This window comes from Williamsia sp. Y712 (assembly GCF_059445525.1).
This window is the reverse complement of the sequence record NZ_JCAIUN010000004.1, coordinates 125,699-146,363: the sequence shown is the minus strand read 5'-3', so window position 1 is coordinate 146,363 and position 20,665 is coordinate 125,699. Positions and strand designations below refer to the sequence as shown.

Annotated in this window: 16 protein-coding genes; 12 read left to right on the top strand and 4 right to left on the bottom strand. The window is 63.5% G+C overall.

Annotation, left to right across the window (positions count from 1 at the left end):
• The first annotated feature begins 10 nt into the window (after positions 1-10).
• The 8 genes from AC1D75_RS23865 to AC1D75_RS23830 all read left to right on the top strand — a co-directional run bounded on the left by AC1D75_RS23865 (position 11) and on the right by AC1D75_RS23830 (position 7,505).
• Positions 11-181 carry a CbtB domain-containing protein gene (locus AC1D75_RS23865; protein ID WP_495518399.1) on the top strand — a complete coding sequence of 57 codons (171 nt, stop codon included), beginning with the start codon at positions 11-13 and terminating at the stop codon, positions 179-181.
• 15 nt (positions 182-196) lie between these two features.
• Positions 197-1,009: a CbtA family protein gene (locus AC1D75_RS23860; RefSeq protein ID WP_495517822.1), complete on the top strand. Its 813-nt coding sequence runs from the start codon at positions 197-199 to the stop codon at positions 1,007-1,009.
• Positions 910-1,527 carry a histidine phosphatase family protein gene (locus AC1D75_RS23855; protein ID WP_495518398.1) on the top strand — a complete coding sequence of 206 codons (618 nt, stop codon included), beginning with the start codon at positions 910-912 and terminating at the stop codon, positions 1,525-1,527. Before AC1D75_RS23860 ends, AC1D75_RS23855 begins: the two co-directional genes overlap by 100 nt.
• A gap of 90 nt (positions 1,528-1,617) precedes the next feature.
• On the top strand, positions 1,618-2,850 hold the full coding sequence (locus AC1D75_RS23850) for an acyl-CoA dehydrogenase family protein (RefSeq protein WP_495517821.1): 1,233 nt from the start codon (positions 1,618-1,620) through the stop codon (positions 2,848-2,850).
• A 239-nt stretch (positions 2,851-3,089) separates the two neighbouring features.
• Positions 3,090-3,617 carry a TetR/AcrR family transcriptional regulator gene (locus AC1D75_RS23845; RefSeq protein WP_495518397.1) on the top strand — a complete coding sequence of 176 codons (528 nt, stop codon included), beginning with the start codon at positions 3,090-3,092 and terminating at the stop codon, positions 3,615-3,617.
• Positions 3,614-5,152, top strand: a complete 1,539-nt coding sequence (locus AC1D75_RS23840; RefSeq protein ID WP_495517820.1) for a flavin-containing monooxygenase — start codon at positions 3,614-3,616, stop codon at positions 5,150-5,152. The genes AC1D75_RS23845 and AC1D75_RS23840 overlap by 4 nt, the downstream gene beginning before the upstream one ends.
• Positions 5,149-6,855, top strand: coding sequence for a GMC oxidoreductase (locus tag AC1D75_RS23835; RefSeq protein WP_495517819.1), 1,707 nt, complete (start codon positions 5,149-5,151; stop codon positions 6,853-6,855). Before AC1D75_RS23840 ends, AC1D75_RS23835 begins: the two co-directional genes overlap by 4 nt.
• Positions 6,855-7,505 (top strand): hypothetical protein, encoded by a 651-nt coding sequence (locus AC1D75_RS23830; protein WP_495517818.1) that lies wholly within the window; start codon positions 6,855-6,857, stop codon positions 7,503-7,505. The genes AC1D75_RS23835 and AC1D75_RS23830 overlap by 1 nt, the downstream gene beginning before the upstream one ends.
• 26 nt (positions 7,506-7,531) lie before the next feature.
• Here AC1D75_RS23830 and AC1D75_RS23825 read toward each other — a convergent pair whose 3' ends face one another.
• The 3 genes from AC1D75_RS23825 to AC1D75_RS23815 are packed head-to-tail and all read right to left on the bottom strand — an operon-like array spanning position 7,532 to position 12,449.
• A complete protein-coding gene (locus AC1D75_RS23825) occupies positions 7,532-10,264 on the bottom strand; it encodes a molybdopterin-dependent oxidoreductase (RefSeq protein ID WP_495517817.1) in 2,733 nt (910 codons plus the stop codon).
• Positions 10,265-10,278: 14 nt separating this feature from the next.
• Complete coding sequence (locus AC1D75_RS23820; protein WP_495517816.1) at positions 10,279-11,091, bottom strand: FAD binding domain-containing protein; 813 nt, start codon at positions 11,089-11,091, stop codon at positions 10,279-10,281.
• Entirely contained in the window at positions 11,091-12,449 is a 1,359-nt protein-coding gene (locus AC1D75_RS23815; protein ID WP_495517815.1) for an 8-oxoguanine deaminase, read from the bottom strand. Before AC1D75_RS23815 ends, AC1D75_RS23820 begins: the two co-directional genes overlap by 1 nt.
• Before the next feature lie 134 nt (positions 12,450-12,583).
• Between AC1D75_RS23815 and AC1D75_RS23810 the strand changes: the two genes are divergently transcribed.
• The 3 genes from AC1D75_RS23810 to AC1D75_RS23800 all read left to right on the top strand — a co-directional run bounded on the left by AC1D75_RS23810 (position 12,584) and on the right by AC1D75_RS23800 (position 17,766).
• The gene (locus AC1D75_RS23810; protein WP_495517814.1) at positions 12,584-14,065 is read left to right on the top strand and encodes an APC family permease; all 1,482 of its coding nucleotides are present in this window, start codon (positions 12,584-12,586) and stop codon (positions 14,063-14,065) included.
• Positions 14,022-14,276: a citrate/2-methylcitrate synthase gene (locus AC1D75_RS23805; protein WP_495517813.1), complete on the top strand. Its 255-nt coding sequence runs from the start codon at positions 14,022-14,024 to the stop codon at positions 14,274-14,276. Before AC1D75_RS23810 ends, AC1D75_RS23805 begins: the two co-directional genes overlap by 44 nt.
• 106 nt (positions 14,277-14,382) lie before the next feature.
• On the top strand, positions 14,383-17,766 hold the full coding sequence (locus tag AC1D75_RS23800; RefSeq protein ID WP_495517812.1) for a pyruvate carboxylase: 3,384 nt from the start codon (positions 14,383-14,385) through the stop codon (positions 17,764-17,766).
• Positions 17,767-17,821: 55 nt separating this feature from the next.
• Here AC1D75_RS23800 and AC1D75_RS23795 read toward each other — a convergent pair whose 3' ends face one another.
• Positions 17,822-19,750 carry a flavin-containing monooxygenase gene (locus AC1D75_RS23795; RefSeq protein WP_495517811.1) on the bottom strand — a complete coding sequence of 643 codons (1,929 nt, stop codon included), beginning with the start codon at positions 19,748-19,750 and terminating at the stop codon, positions 17,822-17,824.
• Positions 19,751-19,965: 215 nt separating this feature from the next.
• Between AC1D75_RS23795 and AC1D75_RS23790 the strand changes: the two genes are divergently transcribed.
• Positions 19,966-20,604 (top strand): nitroreductase family protein, encoded by a 639-nt coding sequence (locus AC1D75_RS23790; RefSeq protein ID WP_495517810.1) that lies wholly within the window; start codon positions 19,966-19,968, stop codon positions 20,602-20,604.
• The last annotated feature ends 61 nt before the right edge of the window (positions 20,605-20,665 follow it).

The window sequence follows — 20,665 nt, the reverse complement described above, 5'->3', positions numbered from 1 at the left end:
CGTACCTGATGTGTCGGTGGTCAACACCGCGCTATGGCTGACCGCGACCACCTTCGTCGCGGCGCTGGCCTACTACTTCCTCGGCTACGACCAGGGCGCGGTGTCCGTGTTCGGCGCCGACACCCATGTGCACGAGTTCGTGCACGATGCGCGCCATTTCCTCGGCTTCCCGTGCCACTGACGGGCGCCTGAGACCATGGAAAAGAAGTTCATAGGGGCCGGCCTGGTCGCGGGGATCGTGGCCGGGTTGTTCTCCTTCGTGTTTGCCCGCATCTACATCGAACCGCTGGTGGACCGGGCCATCGCCTACGAGGGTGAGCGTTCGGACGCCGAGATCGCCGTCGCGGGCGGCGTCCACGAACACGGCGAAGAGGTGGTCAGTCGCACCATCCAACAGAATTTGGGTGTTGGCGTCGGGACGGTTGCCTTCGGTCTGATCATGGGCGCGTTCCTGGCAGTTGCGTTCACCGTCGCCTGGGCGTACGTCGGACGTCGCTACCCGCAGGTCGACCCCCGTTCGGTGGCCGGTCTGCTGGCGCTGTCCGGGTTCGTCGCGGCTTACCTGATCCCGTTCTGCGCATACCCGGCGAATCCTCCCGCGGTCGACCTGGAAGGCACCATCAACGGGCGAACCAGTTCGTTCCTCACGATCACGGTGCTGTCGGTTGCGTTCATGGTCGCCGCGTGGGTTCTCGCGTTCTACCTGGCACCGAAGATCGGTGGACTTTACGCGGCGATCGTTTCGGGCGCGGCTTACCTGGTGGCTGCCGGCGTCGCGATTCTGCTGTTGCCGAAGTACGACGAGATACCGGGTGAACTCCTGGACGGAGACACCATTGTCATGTCCGGGTTCCCGGCCGATGCCTTCGGTGATTTCCGCTTCTATTCGGTTCTGAACCAGGTCATCCTCTGGACTGTGCTCGGGCTGGCGTTCGCGGTGATCTTGACCGTGATCGGCAAGCGTCAGACACGTGCGGCTCAGGTTCCGGCATCTGCGAGCGTCGGCTGAAACTGCGACTGGTCACCGCGGCCCGGACCGGGCCCAACGCGGCACTGAGATTTGGTGCCGATGAACCACTCGACAAACGCGGTCGCGCCGATTGTGCGCGGCTGCGTTTGCCGTATCCGGACCCGGTGCATATTGCGCCCGAGCGTGCGGCCATCGAGACCGCTGAGCAGATCGGCGCCATCGGCCCGGTTGAACCGCGGCTGGGGGCGATCGACCTCGGGACGTGGAACAAGCTGGCCCCCGAGCAGGTCGATCCGATCGAGCTCCGTACCTGGCTGACGGACCCGGATTTCGCCTCGCACGGCGGCGAGAGCGTTGCTGCTTTTGTTGCACGACTTGATGATTGGCTCATCGGCTGTGCGGAATCGGGCCTGACCGCGGTGGTGACGAGCGGGACCGCGCAAGGGGTCGTCGCAGCTGCGCTTGGTTGCGATTTCTGGAGTGTCGAGGTTGCGCCCAATCAAGTCGTGAACCTGTCTCGACGCAACGGGCGGTGGCGGGTCCGGTTCGGGGGCTAGGAGTTGGACCCGATTCCTGAACCAGGCACACGAACTGGAACTTGTTCTAGTGTTGGTATCGAGTGGATACGCCAACGGTAGGGGATTTGAATGTTCGAGTGGTCCGAAGAAGACCTGATGGTGCGGGATGCGGTCCGGAGCTTTGTCGACAAGGAGATCCGGCCCCACGTCGATGAGCTCGAGACCGGAAATCTGCCGCCTTACGACATCATCCGGCTGATGCTCAAGTCGTTCGGAATTGATGCCATGGCGGCCGACGCACTCGAGAAGGACCTTGCTCACGAAGAGGCGGTGGCGCGCGGCGAGGCCGAGCCGAAGTCGGGGTCCGGCGGGGGTATGACGTCGATGGCGTCGATCTTGAACATCGAGTTGTCCGGGGTGAGTCTGGGCATCGTCGCGTCGATGGGGGTCAGCATGGGCCTGACACCCTCGACCATCAGATCACGGGGAACGCTGGCCCAGAAGAAGCGGTGGCTGCCCGATCTCGTCACCTTGAACAAGGTCGGGGCATGGGCGATCACGGAACCGGATTCGGGTTCGGATGCGCTGGGCGGCATGAAGACAACGGTTCGGCGCGATGGTGACAAGTACATCCTCAACGGGCAGAAGACGTTCATCACCAACGGGCCGTACGCCGACACCGTGGTCGTGTTCGCAAAGCTCGACGAGGGTGATCCCGACGTCGACCGGCGACACCGCAAGGTCCTCACGTTTGTGCTCGACAAGGGCATGGAGGGTTTCACGCAGGGCAAACCGTTCAAGAAGATGGGCATCATGTCGTCGCCGACCGGTGAGCTCTTCTTCGACAACGTCGTGCTCGAAAAGGACCGCTTGCTCGGGGAGACCGAGGACACCGGAAAGGGCAGCGGTGGCGAAGGTGCCAAGGCGGGCTTTGCCATGGAACGGGTGGGGATCGCGACGCTGTCGCTCGGCATCATCAACGAGTGTCAGCGGTTGTCGATCGATTACGCGAAACAGCGCACGTTGTGGGGCAAGCCCATCGCCGATCTGCAGTTGATCCAACTCAAGCTCGCCGAGATGGAGGTGGCCCGGTTCAATGTGCAGAACATGGTGTTCCACGCGCTCGAACGCTCGAAGGCGGGTAAGCCGCTCGATCTGGCCGAGGCGTCGGTGATGAAGCTCTACTCGTCGCGGACCGCCACGGACGTCGCGATGGAAGCCGTGCAACTGTTCGGCGGCAACGGCTACATGGCCGAATACCGCGTTGAGCAGCTGGCCCGCGACGCCAAGTCGCTGATGATCTACGCCGGGAGCAACGAAATCCAGATCACCCATGTCGCGAAGGGTGTGTTGGCCCGCTAGACCCGCAAAAGCACACGGTCCAGTCATAAGCACACGTTTCAACGTGTGCTTATGACTGGACCGTGTGCTTCTGTCGGAGCCAGAACCCCGAACTCAACTTACAAACAGACTGGACTGTTTCTTACTTCTCGGTTACTGTCGCTCGTGTGGCGACAAACACATCAACGACCGATGACACAAAAGGGTCCGCCGACCCGGATGTGACACCCAGCCGTACCCAGGCTCAGCGCACCGCGCAGATGCGGGCCCGACTGCTCGACGCGGCGATCAGCTGCCTCATCGACAAGGGTTACGCCGGGACGAGTACCCAGGAGATCTCCCGTCGCGCGGGGGTTTCCAGAGGCGCGCAGCTGCATCATTTTCCGACCAAGGAGTCGCTGGTGGTCGCGGCGGTCGAGCATCTGGTGGAGCAGCGACTGGCCGAGATGCTCGACGCCCATGTGGCGGACGACAACGCCGGGGTCGAACTGTTTCTCGATGCCTTCTCCGGGCCGCTGTTCTATGCCGCGCTCGAACTGTGGATCGCAGCGCGTACCGATCCGGTGCTGCACGCCGCGGTGCTACCCCTCGAGGCGCGGGTGAACGAGGCCATTCAGGCAGGCAGCGCGGCGATCTTCGGTGACCGGATGTCGCCAGAAGCCATCGAGATCAGCGTTGAACTGGCCAGGGGACTGGCGGTTTCGGCTCTTTTTCGCAATGACACAACCGACCGGGAGATGCGCGCGCGCCTCGTCCCGATATGGGAGGCAATGGTGACCCGCACATGAGTACATCGCCCGCACGCACGGCCCCACTGACAGCATTGCCTGCGCAGGTGCACACGCTGATCGTCGGAACCGGCTTTGCCGGGATGGCCGCGGCGCACAAGATCCTGACCGAAAAGACCTCATCCGACGTGGTGCTCATCGAACGTGCGTCGGATGTGGGCGGAACCTGGCGTGACAACACCTATCCCGGTGCGGCGTGCGATGTTCCGAGCAACCTGTACTCGTTTTCCTTCGCGCCGAGTCCGGCGTGGACACACAACTACGCCCGTCAGCCGGAGATCTTCGACTACCTGAAGTCGGTGGCGGACCAGCACGGGATGCGCGAGCGAACCGTGTTCGACTGCGAGTTGCTCACTGCGCACTGGGATTCGGTGACCTCGCGGTGGCAGGTCGAGACGTCCCGCGGTGTCACCTCGGCCCAAGTGTTGGTTGCTGCCACTGGCACCCTGTCGAATCCGAGCTTTCCGGACGTCCCCGGAATCGGAGATTTCACCGGGACGATGTTCCACAGCGCCACCTGGGATCACAGTTTCGACCCGGCAGGCAAGCGCATCGCGGTGGTCGGAACCGGTGCATCGGCCATCCAGTTCGTCCCCGAATTGGCCGATCCCGCAGAACATCTGACCGTCATCCAGCGGACACCGGCGTGGATCATCCCTCGGCTTGATCGTTCGATCGGCACACTGGAGCGCACCCTGTACAAGGTGTTGCCCCCGTCGCAGAAGCTTGCCAGGGGTGGCCTCTACGTCTACCGCGAGGGCTACGTCCTCGCGCTGGCGAAGTTCACGTTCCTGTTGCCGCTGTTCAAATTGCTCGCCAAGAGCCAGTTGCGCAGACAGGTCAAAGATCCGGTGCTGCGGAAGAAGTTGACTCCGAAGTTCACCATCGGTTGTAAACGGATGCTGCTGAGCAACACGTGGCTCCGGACCCTCGCCCGACCCGATGTGAACCTCGTGGACACCGGGATGGCGGCAATGACCGCGGACGGGGTTGTCGATGGAAACGGGGTGGAACACAAGGTCGACGCGGTGGTCTTCGGTACCGGCTTCACCGCGACAGAGCCGCCTGTGGCACAGGTATTGCACGGCGCCGACGGCCGTAGCCTTGCCGAATCGTGGAACGGCAGTCCCAGTGCCTATCGGGGGACGTCGGTGAATGGCTTCCCGAATCTGTTCCTGATGTATGGCCCGAACACGAACCTCGGACACAGTTCCATCGTGTACATGCTGGAATCTCAGGCGAACTACATCAATTCGGCGATCGCGCAGATGGCCGACCGGAAGTTGTCGAGCATTGATGTCAAGCGTGAGGCGCAGGAGGCCTACAACGCGGATATCGACGAGAAATTGACGGACACCGTGTGGAACGCCGGCGGATGCTCCAGCTGGTACTTCGATCGCAAGGGCCGCAACTCGGTCATGTGGCCGACGTTCACCTGGGAGTTCCGCAAGCTCCTGCGCACAACAGATCTCAACGACTTCGAACTCGGCAGCGGTGCAGTGGTTCCGCAGCCACGGGAAAGCGAGCCTGCATGAACGACTATGACGTGGTGGTTGTCGGATCCGGCTTCGGTGGATCGGTTGCCGCACTCCGTTTGGCGGAAAAGGGTTACAAGGTAGCGGTTCTCGAGGCCGGACGCCGCTTCGAAGACGACGAGTTGCCGAAGACCAGTTGGCGATTGCGAAAGTACCTGTGGGCACCGTGGATGGGTTGCTATGGCGTGCAGCGCATCCATCTCCTACCCGATGTCCTGGTGATGGCAGGGGCGGGGGTCGGTGGCGGATCGCTGAACTACGCCAACACGCTGTACCAGCCGCCGAAACGCTTCTTCGAAGACCCGCAGTGGGGCGACATCACCGATTGGTTCGACGAACTGGACCCCTACTACGACCAGGCCCGTCGAATGCTGGGCGTTGTCGACAACCCGAGTGTGACGGCCGCCGACAAGGTCATGCGCGAGGTGGCTGATGACATGGGTGTCGGCTCGACGTTCACCACCACACCGGTGGGTGTTCTATTCGGTAATCCCGGTGAGCGCGTGGCAGATCCGTTCTTCGGTGGGGCCGGCCCCGAGCGGACGGCCTGCACCGAATGCGGGTCCTGTATGACCGGATGCCGGGTGGGCGCCAAGAACACCCTGGTGAAGAACTACCTGCATCTGGCCGAGAAGGCCGGGGTGACGGTACTGCCGTTGACCACGGTGCGCGCGGTTCGGCCGTCCGACGACGGATACGAGATCGTCACCCGGCGCACAGGTGCCAAGCTGCGTCGTCGCGAGAGAAGCATCTTTGCCGGCCAGGTGGTGTTCGCGGCTGGAACCTATGGCACGCAGAAATTGTTGCTCGCGATGAAGGAGACCGGGGAACTGCCACAGCTGTCCGATCAGCTGGGTTCGGTCGTGCGCACCAACTCCGAGGCAGTGCTGGCCGCGACCGCTCGCAACCGGGATATCGACTACACCAACGGTGTCGCCATCACGTCGTCGTTCCATCCGGACGACCACACGCACATCGAGCCGGTTCGATATGGCAAGGGCAGCAACGCCATCGGGTTGTTGCAGACGGTGTTGTCCGACGGCGGTGGCCGGACGCCACGGGTCCTCAAGACGGTCGGGGTCGCACTTCGCCACCCGGGAGCGTTCGTCCGGAGTCTTTCGGTGCGGCACTGGTCGGAGAAGACGGTGATCGCACTGGTGATGCAGACCGATGACAACTCACTGGAGCTGGCGTCCAAGCGCGGCATCTTCGGCCGGAAGCTGACGAGTCGGCCCGGTTCGGGAAACCCGCCCCCCGAATGGATTCCACAGGGACATACGGCGATCCGATTGCTCGCCGACAAGATCGACGGCGATCCGGGCGGTTCGATGGCCGAAGTGGTCAACATCCCGATGACTGCTCATTTCCTGGGCGGTTGCGTCATCGGAGCGGATTCGGAGCGGGGTGTGGTCGACCCGTATCACCGTGTCTTCGGACATCCGGGGCTGCATGTGGTCGACGGGTCGGCGGTGAGCGCCAATCTGGGTGTCAACCCGTCGCTGACCATCACCGCGCAGGCCGAACGTGCGATTGCGCTGTGGCCCAACAAGGGTGAGGTCGACCAGCGTCCGGAGATCGGCGAAGCGTACGTGCGTGTCACCGCGGTAACGCCAACATCACCCGTGGTGCCGGTAGATGCGCCAGGGGCGCTACGGCTACCTCTGTTCGTGACCACCTCTGCAGCGTCGAAGGACGCCTGCTGATGTGGAGCGTTGTCGAATCCGAAAGTGCCCCGGCGCAGTTGCCGGTCAGCTCTCCACCGCCATGGCCCGCGTCGGTGCGGGCCACACTCTGGTGGCATCGGGCAACCGACGAAGCCATCGCCCTCGGCGGCCGAGAATCGACGATCAACATGACCGTGGGAATGGTTGTCGACTACCTGGACTCGCCGGTCGGACCGTATCGCGAAATCCTCGCCAGTCCGGTCCTGCGGCGGCCGGGTGGTGGGCTCGGGATGATGCCTCGGTTGTCGGTGCCGTTCATCGCCGTCGACTCGGCCGCCTCGGTGCACGGTGGTCGCTTCCACTGGCAGTTGCCAAAGGTACTGGCCGACTTCACCGGTGACGTCCTCGAAGGCGCCGGTGTCTCGGCACGCGATTGGCTGGTGCAAACCCAGTCCGATGGGCGCGGGCCGTCGTTCCCGATCAAGGGTTCTCTCGGTTTTGCCCAGCCGGTTGACGGCGGCGTGGACATCGCGGCGACCAAGCTGACGGGACGGGCCCGCTATGCAAAGGTCGCTGTTCTTGCCGAGGGCCCGACCCTGTCTCGCTGGCTCAAGACCGGGACCCACCACGGCTTACAGATCGTCTCCGGCAAGATGGAAACCGGTACGGCTCGGACCATTTCGTCCTGACCCACCCACTTTTGCACCGGGTGTGGTCAGGGGGTGAGGGCTCGCCAGACCCTGGGCGGGTTCATCGGCAACTCGTGGATCCGGACGCCGATCGCGTTGCGGATGGCGCTTTCCAAACCCGGTGCAACCGGGTTGTAGGGCGCCTCGCTCATCGACTTCGCGCCCAGTGGGCCGATGGAGTCATAGGTGTCGGCGAAGTACACCTCGGTGCGGGGCACATCGGCCAGCGCCGGGATGTGATAGTTCCGAAGCACCTGCGTGATCACGTGACCTTCGTCGATGATCATCTCCTCGTACAACGCCGTACCGATGGCCTGGGCCGCACCGCCTTCGATCTGTCCGCGACATTGCCCGGGGTTCATCACCACACCTGCGTCCGCGGCCTGCAGCGACTGCAGGATGCGGACCTCACCGGTTGCAGTGTTGACCGCGACCCGGAAGGCGTGCACGTTGTATGCCACCGACCGCGGGCTGCCATTGTGGGTGCCTTCGCATTCGACCGGTCCACCGGCGGCTGCGGCGATACCGGCAAGATCGATGAAGGCGGCTCCGGCCTGCACGCCCTGGGGTCCCAGAACGCACTCGGATTGATCTGCCCCGAGTTCGGTGGCCGCGATCTCGAAGATCTTCCGGCGGAGTTCGTCCGCGGCCAGGCTCAGCGCCTTGCCTGCAACGACGGTGCCGGCCGAGCCGAATGCGCCGGTGTCGTAACCGATGACGTCCGTGTCGGACTGGCGGATGACGATCTGGGTCGGCGCGCAGCCCAGTGCCGACGCGGCGATCTGGGTCAGAACGGTGGTGGTTCCGTTGCCGAACTCGGCAGTACCCACGGCTGCCACGAACAGGCCATCAGTGGTCAGCGACATCCGTGCATCGGCGTAGTGGCCGCGCGGCGGATTCGTCGCGATCATCGTGGAGGCCATACCTTCGCCCACCCGCCAATGCGGCTGGTCGGCAAAGACTTCGCCATTGCGCGTGGGATCGGTGCGAGCCGAATGTAGTGCCTCCTGAGCCAGGTCCAGACACTGGTCGAGGCCGTAGCTGCCGAACTCGAGGTCGTCGTCCTCGACTTCCCACGTCACGAACGGGTCACCCGGAACCGTGGTGTTGATCCGGCGCATCTCGAACGGATCGATGCCGAGCTGCGCGGCCAATTCGTCGATCGCACCCTCGATCCCGAAGGCGACCTGCCCGAGCCCATAGCCGCGGAACGCTCCGGACGGAATGTTGTTGGTGTACACCGCACGTGCGTCGACGCGCTTGTTGGCACACCGATACAGGGCGACGGATTCACTACATGAATGAAACAACACCGGGATGCTGTGGTTGCCGTACGCGCCGGCGTCGGACAGCACCGAGACCGAGAGTGCGGTGAGTACACCGTCGGCGCCTGCGGCCGCGGTCACGTCGACGCGCATCGGGTGACGGCACGTCGCGATGGTGAACTGATCGGTCCGGGTGAACTCGTAGACCGCCGGACGGCCGGTCTTGATCATCGCCAGGACCACCAGGTCTTCGGTCAACAATTCCTGTTTACCGCCGAAGCCGCCACCGACCCGAGAGGTGTAGACCCGGACGTCGTCGACGGCCAGGCCGAAGATGTGGCACAGCCCATCTCGGGTCAGGAACGGGACCTGAGTGCTCGAGCGAATGACGAAGCGGTCGTTCTCATCCCGCCAGCCGACGGCACCGTGGGTCTCGAGATGTGTGTGCTGGATCCGTGCGGTCTGCCAGCGTCCGGACACCACGGTTCCGCCCGCTGCTCGGGCCGCTTCGACACCGGCCTCCACATCGCCGGTGGTACCCCCGAATTCGACTACGAGGTTGCGCTGCGGATCCGCGATGCGGGCATCGGTGGTCTTGTCGCCGTGGACCAGGGGCGTGCCGGGTTCGGTGGCCAGTGCCGGATCGAAATTGGCGGGTAGGACCTCGTATTCGATGACGATCAGCTCTCCGGCCCGGCGGGCGATGGTCATCGAATCGGCGACCACGGCGGCGACCCGCTGCCCGACGAAACGAAGGGTGGTGTCGAAAACGTAGGTGTCGTCGGGATTGTCGAGACGGTTCTCGTGGCGCGCCGTGGAAAAGGGCACCCCGGGATCGTCCCGGTGGGTCAGTACCGCGCGCACTCCGGGCAACTGTTGCGCAGCTGTGGTGTCGATCGACACGATCCGGGCATGCGGATGTGGGCTTCCGACGACGGCGATGTGTCCGAGATCGGCGGGAAGCCGGTCCATCGTGTACGGCTCGGTGCCGGTGACGATGCGCGCGGCAGCCGGTGCCGGGATCGACCGGCCCACCGAGGGCCCCGGATCTCCTGCGGAGACCTTCTCGACACCCACGACTCCGTTGATGGCATCGCAGATGGAGCGATATCCGGTGCAGCGGCAGAGGTTTCCCTTCAGACTCTGCGGCAGATCGTCTCGTTGAGCCTGATCGAGCGCGCTGACGGTCACCACCATCCCGGCGGTGCAGAAGCCGCACTGGAAGCCGGCCGCGTCGACGAAGCGCTGCTGCAGCGGATGCAGGTTGTCGGGGGTGCCGAGCCCGGCCACGGTGGTGATCTCGGCATCGGCCACCCGGAACGCGGGGATCAGGCATGAATGATGTGGCTCGCCGTCGATCAGGACCGAACAGGCACCACAGTCGCCGGCGTCGCAACCCTTTTTGACACTGTCCTCACCCTGGTCGCGAATGAACGTGCGCAGGCACTGCCCGGGGGCGGGGCGGCCATCGACAGGTTTTCCGTTGATCTTCATATGTATTTTGTCCTTCACGAACCGGCGAGCTCGGCAACAACATCCCGGATGAGAACGCCGGTGACGTGACGGCGCCAGTCGGCGGCGCCGTGTGGATCGGAATAGTAGGCCTGCAGGGGTATGGCCGAATCGACATGGGCTGCAACCTCATCGGGCTCCGTCGATTCCGTGGCGATCACATAGGGGACACGGGTCGCGGCCGTCACCGAGATCAACGCGCCTGCCGGCCGGCTCCGCCCGACGACCACCACGCCGGAGCGTCCCAGCGGCGACATGGCCATTTTGCGCAGCGCGGTGGGCTGGGTGAGTGCCGCAGCCGGAATCATGATCGAGCGCAGTACATCTCCGGGTTCGAGAATGGTCTCGTTCTGTGCGACGACGAACTGCGGCACCGAGTAGATACGATCGCTGCCGTCGGCTTTCCACACCAGAAGTCGGGCGTCGAGCGCAGAGGTCATCGAGATCATCGCGCCTGCGGGGAATCCGAGGCAGATGTTGCCGCCGACACTGGCGTTCTTCCAGATCTTGAAGGACGCGAGCAGCGCACGCGCGGCGGCGGAAAAGAGCGGGGTGGCAACCCATTCCGCCGGGTAGCGTGCCGAAATGAGTGTCTCGATGGTGCAGGTGGCGGCAATCTCGAGGCCGTCGTCGGTGATGGTGAGGTCGGGCCACCCGAGTCCGCGCAGGTCGATCAATCGCCGCAGGTGCATCTGCGGTTCACTCATCAACCAGGTACCGCCGGACATCAGGCCGTCGGTGGCGCTCAGGCCCGTCAGATCGGCGCGGGTACGTGGTGTTTCGATGCTTTCGATCGTGTGGAGATCCATTATCCTGCCTTGGCGATCAACGCGGTGTGTGCGGCCGCGACTTTGCGTGCGGTGTCCTCGGCGTCGATGGTGACGAGTTCGCCGCCGCTGACAACGGTCTTCCCGTTGACCCACAGTCGTTCGATGGGCGGGATGTCGCCGAGTACCAGTGCTGCCACCGGATCTTCGATACCGCTGTGGCCCAGGCCATCCAGTCGCCAGAGCACCAGGTCGGCGAGTTTGCCGGGCTCGATGGACCCCAGCGTGCCCTGATATCCGAGAACGCGGGCCCCGCCCAGGGTTGCCAATTCGAGGGCCTCCCGGGTGGTCAGCGCGGTGGGACCGCCGATGGCGCGGGCCATCAACACTGCCTGGTGGGCTTCTTCGAGCAGGCGGCTCGATTCGTTGGAGGCTGCGCCGTCGACGCCAAGACCGACGGGTACGCCGGCCGCGATCAGGTCGCGGGTGCGGGCGATCCCGGCTCCCAGTCGGCCATTGGAGGTGGGGCAGTGGGCAACTCCGCTGCCGGTTGCGGCGAGTGTGGAGATCGCCTTGTCGTCGAAATGAACGCCGTGGGCAAACCAGACGTCGTTGCCGAGCCAGCCGACACTCTCCATGTATTCGAGAGGCGTGCAACCGAAATGTTCCGCGGTGTAATCGGATTCGTCGACGGTCTCGGCGAGGTGGGTGTGCAGTCGCACGTTCTTCTCGCGGGCCAACTCCGCCGACGCACGCAAGAGGTCCGCGGTCACCGAGAAAGGGGAGCAGGGGGCAAGGGCGATCTTGACCATCGCATCGGGCGACGGGTCATGCCAGCGGTCGATCGCATCGGAGCTCGCGGTGAGGATCTGATCAATCGTCTCGACCACACTGTCGGGCGGTAGTCCGCCGTCCTTCTCGCTCAGATCCATCGATCCGCGGGTGGGGTGAAAGCGCAGTCCCACCGATTGTGCGGCGAGTATTTCGGCGGTCAGCAGGTCGCCACCCTCTTTGGGGAAGACGTAATGGTGGTCAGTGCTGGTTGTGCACCCGGTCAGCGCGAGCCGGCCCAAGGCGCCCATGGCGGCGACGTGGACACTTTCTTCGTCGATGCCCGCCCACACCGGGTACAGCGTGGTGAGCCACTGGAAAAGCGTGTGATCGGCGGCGAGGCCGCGGGTGATCCATTGGTACAGGTGATGGTGGGTGTTGATCAGGCCCGGTGTCAGGACGCAGCCGGAGCCGTCGATCACCTCGGAAACGGCTGCGACCTGTGGGTCGACGCGCCCGTCGACGACCGCGGTGATCATATTGCCGTCAAAGACCACGGAACCGGAGCGCAACTCCCGCCGCCCGGCATCCATGGTGACAATGTAGGCATTCTCGATCACAGTGCTCATGGCGTCACCGTACGACGAGCGGGTTACAAAGAAATGACAACGAGCTGTCTGGGCCTGGGTGAGGAATATCATCATTTCCGTCGGATACAGCGGTTGCGGCCGGTAGGCGGCGCCTGGGGACCGGAGGGTCTGAAATGACAGAAACCACAGTTGATCCCGCTTCCAAATCTGAACCCGAACTGAAGCGGGTGATGGGGCCCGGCCTGCTGCTCCTGTTCATCGTCGGTGACATTCTCGGGGCGGGGGTCTACGCGGTCACCGGTCAGATGATCGACAACGTCGGCGGGATGGCATGGCTACCCTTCATCCTGGCGTTCGCGGTGGCCACGTTGACCGCATTCTCGTACCTGGAGCTGGTGACCAAGTTCCCGCGATGTGCGGGTGCGGCGCTGTATACGCAGAAAGCCTTCGGTATCCACTTCGTCACCTTCCTGGTGGCATTTGCGGTGGTGTGCTCGGGTATCACCAGTGCGTCCACCTCTTCCAACGTCGTCGCAGGCAATCTGCTCGCGGGACTGCACGAATCATTCAGCAGCGCGGACGGATTGGGTTGGTTCGACGTACCCACCGGTGAGGGTGCGCAGCTGGCGGTGGCGCTCGGCTTCATGCTCGTTCTGGCCCTGGTCAACCTGCGAGGGGTCGGTGAGTCCGTACGGTTCAACGTGGTCCTGACCGCGGTGGAGATCCTCGCCCTTGCGATCGTCATCGTCATCGGTTTCGTGGCGGCCGGACGTGGAACCGGTGAGGGCGACATCGGAAATCTGGTGGTGTTCGAGGACGCCAACGACAAGGGATGGTTCCTGGCCGTGACCATCGCGACCACGATCGCGTTCTTTGCGATGGTGGGTTTCGAGGACTCGGTGAACATGGTGGAGGAGACCAAGGAACCCCAGAAGATCTTTCCCAAAGTGATGCTGTCGGGATTGGGGATAGCCTGCCTGATCTACGTCTTTGTCGTTGTCGCGGTGATCGCGGTGCTGCCGCTCGACTACGACTCGGGTGACGAGGGCATCCTGCTTCACGTGGTCGAGATCGGAGCACCGTCGGTGCCGATCGACGAGATCTTCCCGTATCTCACTGTTTTTGCCGTGGCCAACACTGCGCTCATCAACATGCTCATGGCCAGCAGGTTGATCTATGGAATGTCCAAACAGCGGGTACTTCCGCGAGGACTGGGCAGGGTCCTGCCGAACCGCCGGTCGCCGTGGAGCGCGATCATCTTCACCACGCTGCTCGCGTTCGGACTCATCATCGTGGTGAATCAGTTGTCGGGCAACGATGTTGTCGCGGCCTTGGCGGGCACCACGGGGCTGCTGTTGCTCTGCGTGTTCGCGGTGGTGAACGTCTGCTGCCTCATCCTCAAACGTGGTGACGACAAGACTTTCTTCCGGGCACCGGTCTGGATTCCGGTACTGGGTGCGATCCTGTGCCTTTTCCTGGCCGGTCCGTGGGCTCGCACCGACTCGCAGATGATCCAGTACAAGATCGCGGGCGTGATGTTGCTGCTCGGAGTGGTGCTCTGGGGCGTGACCTACCTGGCGAACCGGATGGACAACGGCCCGCGGGACGTCGATGACGTCGACGCATTCGTCGACGATCCGACCTCGAAGACATAGACTCCGCGACCGGATCACATCCGATCTCGATATCCGAACCGGACCTGCGTATCACTTGATGGGATTTGCGCTCGGATCACTCACCTCCGCTTTTGTGATGCGCCGAATAGTCGGATGGACGGCACACGTCATTGAACAGGCCGGATCCAACGCACTCATCCGTCCGCCCGGTGAGTACGGCGGTTACAAACAGCGCACAGTCACGGCCTGAATATTTGTGAGGATGTAGTCGGGTCGTAGGGTTTCTTTATGCAGGGTTCTGTCCGGTTCCCGCGGTGGGTGCAGTGATCGGCGCGAATGAAGGTGGAGGCGGGTTGATGTTTCGTAAGGTGCTGGTGGCCAATCGTGGTGAGATCGCGATTCGTGCGTTCCGTGCGGCGTATGAGTTGGGTGCCGGCACGGTGGCGGTGTACCCGTATGAGGATCGCAACTCGATTCATCGATTGAAGGCAGATGAGGCCTACCAGATCGGTGAGCCCGGTCATCCGGTCCGCGCATATCTATCGGTGGACGAGATCATCGCTGCGGCCCGTCGCGCCGGGGCGGACGCGATTTACCCCGGATACGGCTTCTTGTCGGAGAACCCCGATCTGGCTGCGGCGTGTGAGGCTGCCGGGATCACGTTCATCGGGCCCAGTGCTGCGGTGTTGGAGCTGACCGGGAACAAGGCACGAGCAATCGCTGCTGCCCGTGAGGCGGGTCTGCCGGTTCTGGCGTCGTCACAGGCGTCCGATGACGTCGAAGAATTGATGGTTGCAGCCGAATCGATGACGTTCCCGGTGTTCGTCAAGGCGATCGCCGGCGGCGGGGGCCGCGGGATGCGCCGGGTCGAGACGATCGACGAGTTGCGTGAGGCCATCGAAGCTGCTGGCCGTGAGGCGAAGTCGGCATTCGGTGATGCGTCGGTGTTCTTGGAGCAGGCGGTGATCGAACCACGTCATATCGAGGTTCAAATCCTTGCCGACGGCGCCGGCAACGTGATGCATCTGTTCGAACGCGACTGCTCGGTACAGCGGCGCCATCAGAAGGTGATCGAGTTGGCGCCTGCACCGCATCTACCGCAGGAGCTGCGCGAAAAGATGTGCGCGGACGCGGTGGCGTTTGCCAAGCAGATCGGTTACTCGTGTGCGGGCACGGTCGAGTTCTTGCTCGACCGCAACGGCAATCACGTGTTCATCGAGATGAATCCGCGGATCCAGGTCGAGCACACGGTCACCGAAGAGATCACCGATGTGGATCTGGTGCAGTCGCAGATCCGGATCGCGTCGGGGCAGACGCTGTCCGATCTGGGGTTGTCGCAGGACACCGTTCAGATTCGCGGCGCGGCGTTGCAGTGCCGGATCACCACCGAAGATCCGACCAATGGCTTCCGCCCCGACACCGGCCGGATCACCGCATATCGCACACCTGGTGGTGCCGGAATTCGGCTCGATGGTGGAGCGACTCTTGGCGCCGAGGTCAGCGCACACTTCGACTCGATGCTGGTGAAGCTGACGTGTCGCGGTCGCGATTTCGAGACAGCGGTGGCCCGCGCCCGGCGCGCGGTTGCAGAGTTCCGGATTCGTGGCGTGGCCACGAACATCCCGTTCCTGCAGGCAGTTCTGGACGATCCGGACTTTCGGGCCGGGAATGTCACCACCTCGTTCATCGAGCAGCGTCCGCAACTGATGACCTCGCGGGTCTCTGCTGACCGCGGTACCCGGATCCTGAACTATTTGGCCGATGTCACGGTCAACAAGCCTCATGGTGAGCGGCCGGCCACGGTCTATCCGCGCGACAAGCTCCCCGACATCGACATCAGCTCACCGGCTGATGGCTCGCGGCAACGGTTGCTGAAGCTGGGGCCGGAGGGTTTTGCCGCAGATCTGCGGGCTTCAAAGGCGTTGGGGGTCACCGACACAACCTTCCGTGATGCCCATCAGTCGTTGCTCGCGACCCGGGTACGGACGTCCGGATTGCTCATGGTGGCCCCGTATGTGGCCGCTGCGACACCGCAGTTGTTGTCGGTGGAGTGCTGGGGTGGGGCGACCTATGATGTGGCGCTGCGGTTCCTGAAGGAAGATCCGTGGGATCGGTTGGCGCAGTTGCGTGAAGCGATGCCGAACATCAACCTGCAGATGCTTCTGCGGGGTCGCAACACCGTCGGCTACACGCCGTATCCCGAAACGGTCACCAAAGCGTTTGTGGCCGAGGCGGCTTCGACCGGTATCGACATCTTCCGGATCTTCGACGCGCTGAACAATGTTGATCAGATGCGGCCGGCGATCGACGCGGTCCGCGAGACCGGCACCACGATCGCCGAGGTCGCGATGTCGTACACCGGGGATCTGTCTGACCCGAACGAGAAGCTGTACACGCTCGATTACTACCTGAAGCTGGCCGAGCAGATCGTAGAGGCGGGTGCGCACGTCCTGGCGATCAAGGACATGGCCGGCCTGCTGCGCCCACAGGCCGCCACCGCGCTGGTCACCGCGCTGCGCAGCAACTTCGATCTGCCGGTGCACGTGCACACCCATGACACCCCGGGCGGTCAGCTGGCCACCTACTATGCGGCCTGGCAGGCCGGCGCGGACGCGGTCGACGGTGCATCGGCGTCGATGGCCGGGACGACCAGTCAGCCGGCGTTGTCGGCGATCGTGGCGGCCACGGCCAACACCGAGTTCGACACCGGTCTCGATTTGGGTGCCGTCTGCGATCTCGAGCCGTATTGGGAGGCGTTGCGGAAGGTGTACGCGCCGTTCGAGTCCGGGTTGCCGTCGCCGACGGGCCGGGTCTACACCCACGAGATTCCCGGTGGGCAGCTCTCGAATCTGCGTCAGCAGGCCGTCGCACTGGGACTGGGAGATCAGTTCGAGCAGATCGAAGGCGCCTACGCCGACGCCGACCGGATGCTCGGACGGCTGATCAAGGTCACCCCGTCGTCGAAGGTGGTCGGAGATCTCGCTTTGACTCTGGTGGGTCAGGGCGTCAGTGCCAAGGAGTTCGCCGATGATCCGACGTCCTACGACATCCCCGATTCGGTGATCGGATTTCTGCGCGGCGAGCTGGGGGATCCGGCCGGTGGTTGGCCCGAACCCCTGCGTAGCCGGGCGCTGGCCGGGCGGGCGGAGCCCAAACCCGAAGTCGCACTGTCGGATCAGGACACGGCCAATCTGCAGGACCCGGATGCGGCGTTGCGTCGGAAGACGCTGAACCGCTTGCTGTTCCCGGGCCCGACCAGGGACTACGAAGAGCACAAGGTCGCATACGGCGACACCTCGACGTTGTCGGCGAACCAGTTCTTCTATGGCCTGCGCTACGGCGACGAGCATCGGGTGGAACTCGAACCCGGTGTCGAGTTGCTCATCGGTCTCGAGGCGATCAGTGAACCGGACAAGCGGGGGATGCGTACGGTCATGTGCATCCTGAACGGGCAACTGCGGCCGGTGCAGGTGCGTGACCGTAGCCTCGATGTCACCGAAGCGGTGGCCGAGAAGGCCCAGACCGGGAATCCGAAACACATCGCCGCACCGTTCGGTGGTGTGGTCACGATTGTGGTTGAACCCGGGGAGAAGCTGGCGGCCGGAGCTGCGATCGGTTCGATCGAGGCCATGAAGATGGAGGCCGCGATCACCGCGCCCACCGGCGGCACCGTCAAGCGGGTCGCCATCACGTCAGTGTCGCAGGTTGAAGGCGGCGACTTGCTGGTCGAGCTGGAATAAGACTGTGCGGTAAACAGATTCGCCGGCGCCCTGATGGGCGCCGGCGAACTTGTGTCTATCGCCTTGCGGGCTCTGTCACGTACTCCGTCAGATCGGCGTGGCGGGTCATGGACCAGTAGTCGATGATTCGCCACGGCAGGACGGCAACCACGCGGCCGTCGGCGTTGCGGTACCAGTTGCTCATGCCGGGGTGGGTCCACACCATCGACGCGTGGGCGTCGTCGACCGACTGGTTGTAGTCGTCGTGGACGTCTTGACGAGGCTCGATGGCACCGAGGTCAGTATCGACCATCTGCGTCAACGCGTCCATGATGTAGCGGATCTGGCACTCGAGCATGGTGATGAAGCTGCCGCCATGGCCAAGGGCCGTGTTCGGTCCGGTCATGATGAACAGGTTCGGGAAGTCGGGCACGGTGACGCCGAGGTACGCGCGGGCGTCGTGCTCGCCCCACACCTCACGGGTGCTGGCACCGGAACGCCCGACCACATCCATGGGGTAGAGCAGACGGTCGGTGTGGAATCCGGTGGCCATGATGATGACGTCGAACTCGTGTTCGCGGCCGGCGCTGTCCTTGAGTCCGGTCTCGGTGATCTCCGCGACGCCTTCGGTGATGAGTTCCACCCCTGGGCGTTTCAGCATCCGGTACCAGCCGTTGTCGAGAAGCATCCGCTTCCCGAAGGGCGGGTAGTCCGGCAGGCACTTCTCGATGAGGTCTGGGCGACCTTCGAGTTCGTCGCTGAGGTAGCGCGTGTAGAACGCGCGGTGTCCATGGTTGGTCTTGTTGATCGAGAGCTTCGGCTCGGTCCACTCCGGGTCGACGGTCAGGGTCGGATGGACCTTGTCGTTGAAGATCCAGGACAGCCTCACCCGGTACCACTCGTGGTAGTACGGCACATGGTCCATCAGCCAATGAACGTCGTCGCCGACCTGCGAGAAGTACACGTCGTTGGGGGCGATCCACTGCGGTGAGCGCTGGAAGATGGTCAGTGAGGCAACCGAACCGGCGATGGCGGGTCCGATCTGCATGGCACTGGCACCGGCGCCGACAATGGCAACCCGCTTGCCCTGCAGGTCGATGCCCGATGGCCACTGCGCTGAATGGAAGAGCTCTCCGGTGAATGTGCCGAGTCCGGGTAGCGGCGGGATCTTCGGGCGGTTGAGAAGACCTACCGCGCTGATCACGGCAGTGGACGAGAGTGTGATCAGGTTCTTGTCGGTGTCGCGGGCGGTGATGTTCCACCGTTGTGCGGCTTCGTCGTAGACCACGCTGCTGACCTCGGTGCCGAAACGGATGTTCGTCCGCAGGTTGTAGGTCTTGGCGAAGTCTTCGAGGTACTGCTGGACCTCATCGCGTTTACCGAAATGTGTCGACCACGGGTGACGGAAGAACGAGTACGAGTACAGGTAACTCGGCGTGTCCACCCCGGCGCCGGGATAAGTGTTCTCCCACCATGATCCGCCGACGTTGTCGTTCTTCTCGAGGACCACGTGGCTGATACCGGCCTTGCTCAGGCGGACCGAGGCGAGCATGCCGGCGATACCGGAGCCGATCACCACAACCGAGAAATCCGTGGGAACCGCGCGGGTCGGGTGAGGTTCGGGCGTGTTGTCGAAACCCATCACCTCGGCCATCATCGGGCCGAACTCGTGCGGCACCGGCTCACCCATGGTGAACTCCATGACCTCCATGAGTTCTGAGGTGTCGAGGGCGAGGTGTGCGGGCTCTCGGCCGCCGGCCCAGGCGAGGACCGCGTCGACAGTTGCGGCTCGGACCTCGGTCTGGAGGTCGTCGGACAATCCGCCGGTGGCGTTGTCGTCCATGCCGCGGCTTCGGGTCGGCTGGTAGCGCGCGGAAAGCCACTGTCGATCGCCGGTCAGTTGATAGAGGACGGCGAGGAGTGTGGGGATGTTCGCTGCGTTGACTGCTTGACCCAGCCGGGCGGAGTCGATCCCGTTCGCGGGTGCGGATGGCTGAAGGTTCACGACACAAGACTAACCACGGATAGTCTAGGAAATGCAAGGGCTGGGAGAAATTCTGCGACGTGGGCGTGGATGGGTAGAAGAGACTTGACAGAACGGCGGTCTACTGGCGATGCTGTGACTGCAATCACGCTAACAGTGGTAAGTAGAAGCTGGTCAGTCATCCGCCGTCGGCTCTGGGCCACGGGCGGGGCCGATCCCGTAACAAGGAGATTTTGATGGAACTTTCCGAGGCGATGCGCACCACCGGAACCTGTCGGCACTACTCGGATACGCCGGTTCCGGAGAAGGTCTTCTACGACGCATTCGAAGTTGCCCGCTTTGGTCCGCAGGGTGGCAATCGGCAGCCGGTCCGCTGGATCGTGGTGCGCGACGATGCCAAGAAGAAGGCGCTGGCAGACCTGTACCTGCCGTACTGGGAGGCCTACTACAGCGCGATCAGTGACGGCACCAAAGACGTCGGTGCGGTACCCAAGACGATTCGCAGTGCCAACGAGTTCGCACACAACCTCGCGACGGTGCCTGCGCTCATCGTGGTGTGCGCCGAGATCGACGGGCTCCATCCCACCGACGCCGAGTTGGACCGCATCAGCGTGGTCGGCGGAGCATCCATCTATCCGACGGTGCAGAACCTGTGTCTGGCGTTGCGTGACCAGGGTGTCGGTAGTGCGGTGACCACGCTGCTGTGTCACGAGGAGCCCGCGGTCCGCGAACTGCTCGGGATTCCCGAGGGTTTCATCACCGCTGCCCACATCGCCGTCGGTTACCCCAGCGGCAAGTTCCCGACCAAGCTCACCCGAAGCCGTGTCGAGGACATCGTCTCGATCGATTCCTTCGAAACGCCAATGTTCGCTTAGTCGATCATTTTCCGTCCCTGCACTGCTGTGACCATCGCGGCTGCTGCGGCGCATTGGCTTC

Coding starts and splice junctions, on each gene's coding strand:
- AC1D75_RS23810 (WP_495517814.1), top strand. CDS start 12,584: ATGACAGAAACCACAGTTGATCCCGCTTCCAAATCTGAACCCGAACTG.
- AC1D75_RS23820 (WP_495517816.1), bottom strand. CDS start 11,091: ATGGATCTCCACACGATCGAAAGCATCGAAACACCACGTACCCGCGCC.
- AC1D75_RS23790 (WP_495517810.1), top strand. CDS start 19,966: ATGGAACTTTCCGAGGCGATGCGCACCACCGGAACCTGTCGGCACTAC.
- AC1D75_RS23830 (WP_495517818.1), top strand. CDS start 6,855: ATGTGGAGCGTTGTCGAATCCGAAAGTGCCCCGGCGCAGTTGCCGGTC.
- AC1D75_RS23840 (WP_495517820.1), top strand. CDS start 3,614: ATGAGTACATCGCCCGCACGCACGGCCCCACTGACAGCATTGCCTGCG.
- AC1D75_RS23800 (WP_495517812.1), top strand. CDS start 14,383: ATGTTTCGTAAGGTGCTGGTGGCCAATCGTGGTGAGATCGCGATTCGT.
- AC1D75_RS23835 (WP_495517819.1), top strand. CDS start 5,149: ATGAACGACTATGACGTGGTGGTTGTCGGATCCGGCTTCGGTGGATCG.
- AC1D75_RS23860 (WP_495517822.1), top strand. CDS start 197: ATGGAAAAGAAGTTCATAGGGGCCGGCCTGGTCGCGGGGATCGTGGCC.
- AC1D75_RS23815 (WP_495517815.1), bottom strand. CDS start 12,449: ATGAGCACTGTGATCGAGAATGCCTACATTGTCACCATGGATGCCGGG.
- AC1D75_RS23805 (WP_495517813.1), top strand. CDS start 14,022: ATGACGTCGACGCATTCGTCGACGATCCGACCTCGAAGACATAGACTC.
- AC1D75_RS23825 (WP_495517817.1), bottom strand. CDS start 10,264: ATGAAGATCAACGGAAAACCTGTCGATGGCCGCCCCGCCCCCGGGCAG.
- AC1D75_RS23845 (WP_495518397.1), top strand. CDS start 3,090: ATGCGGGCCCGACTGCTCGACGCGGCGATCAGCTGCCTCATCGACAAG.
- AC1D75_RS23850 (WP_495517821.1), top strand. CDS start 1,618: ATGTTCGAGTGGTCCGAAGAAGACCTGATGGTGCGGGATGCGGTCCGG.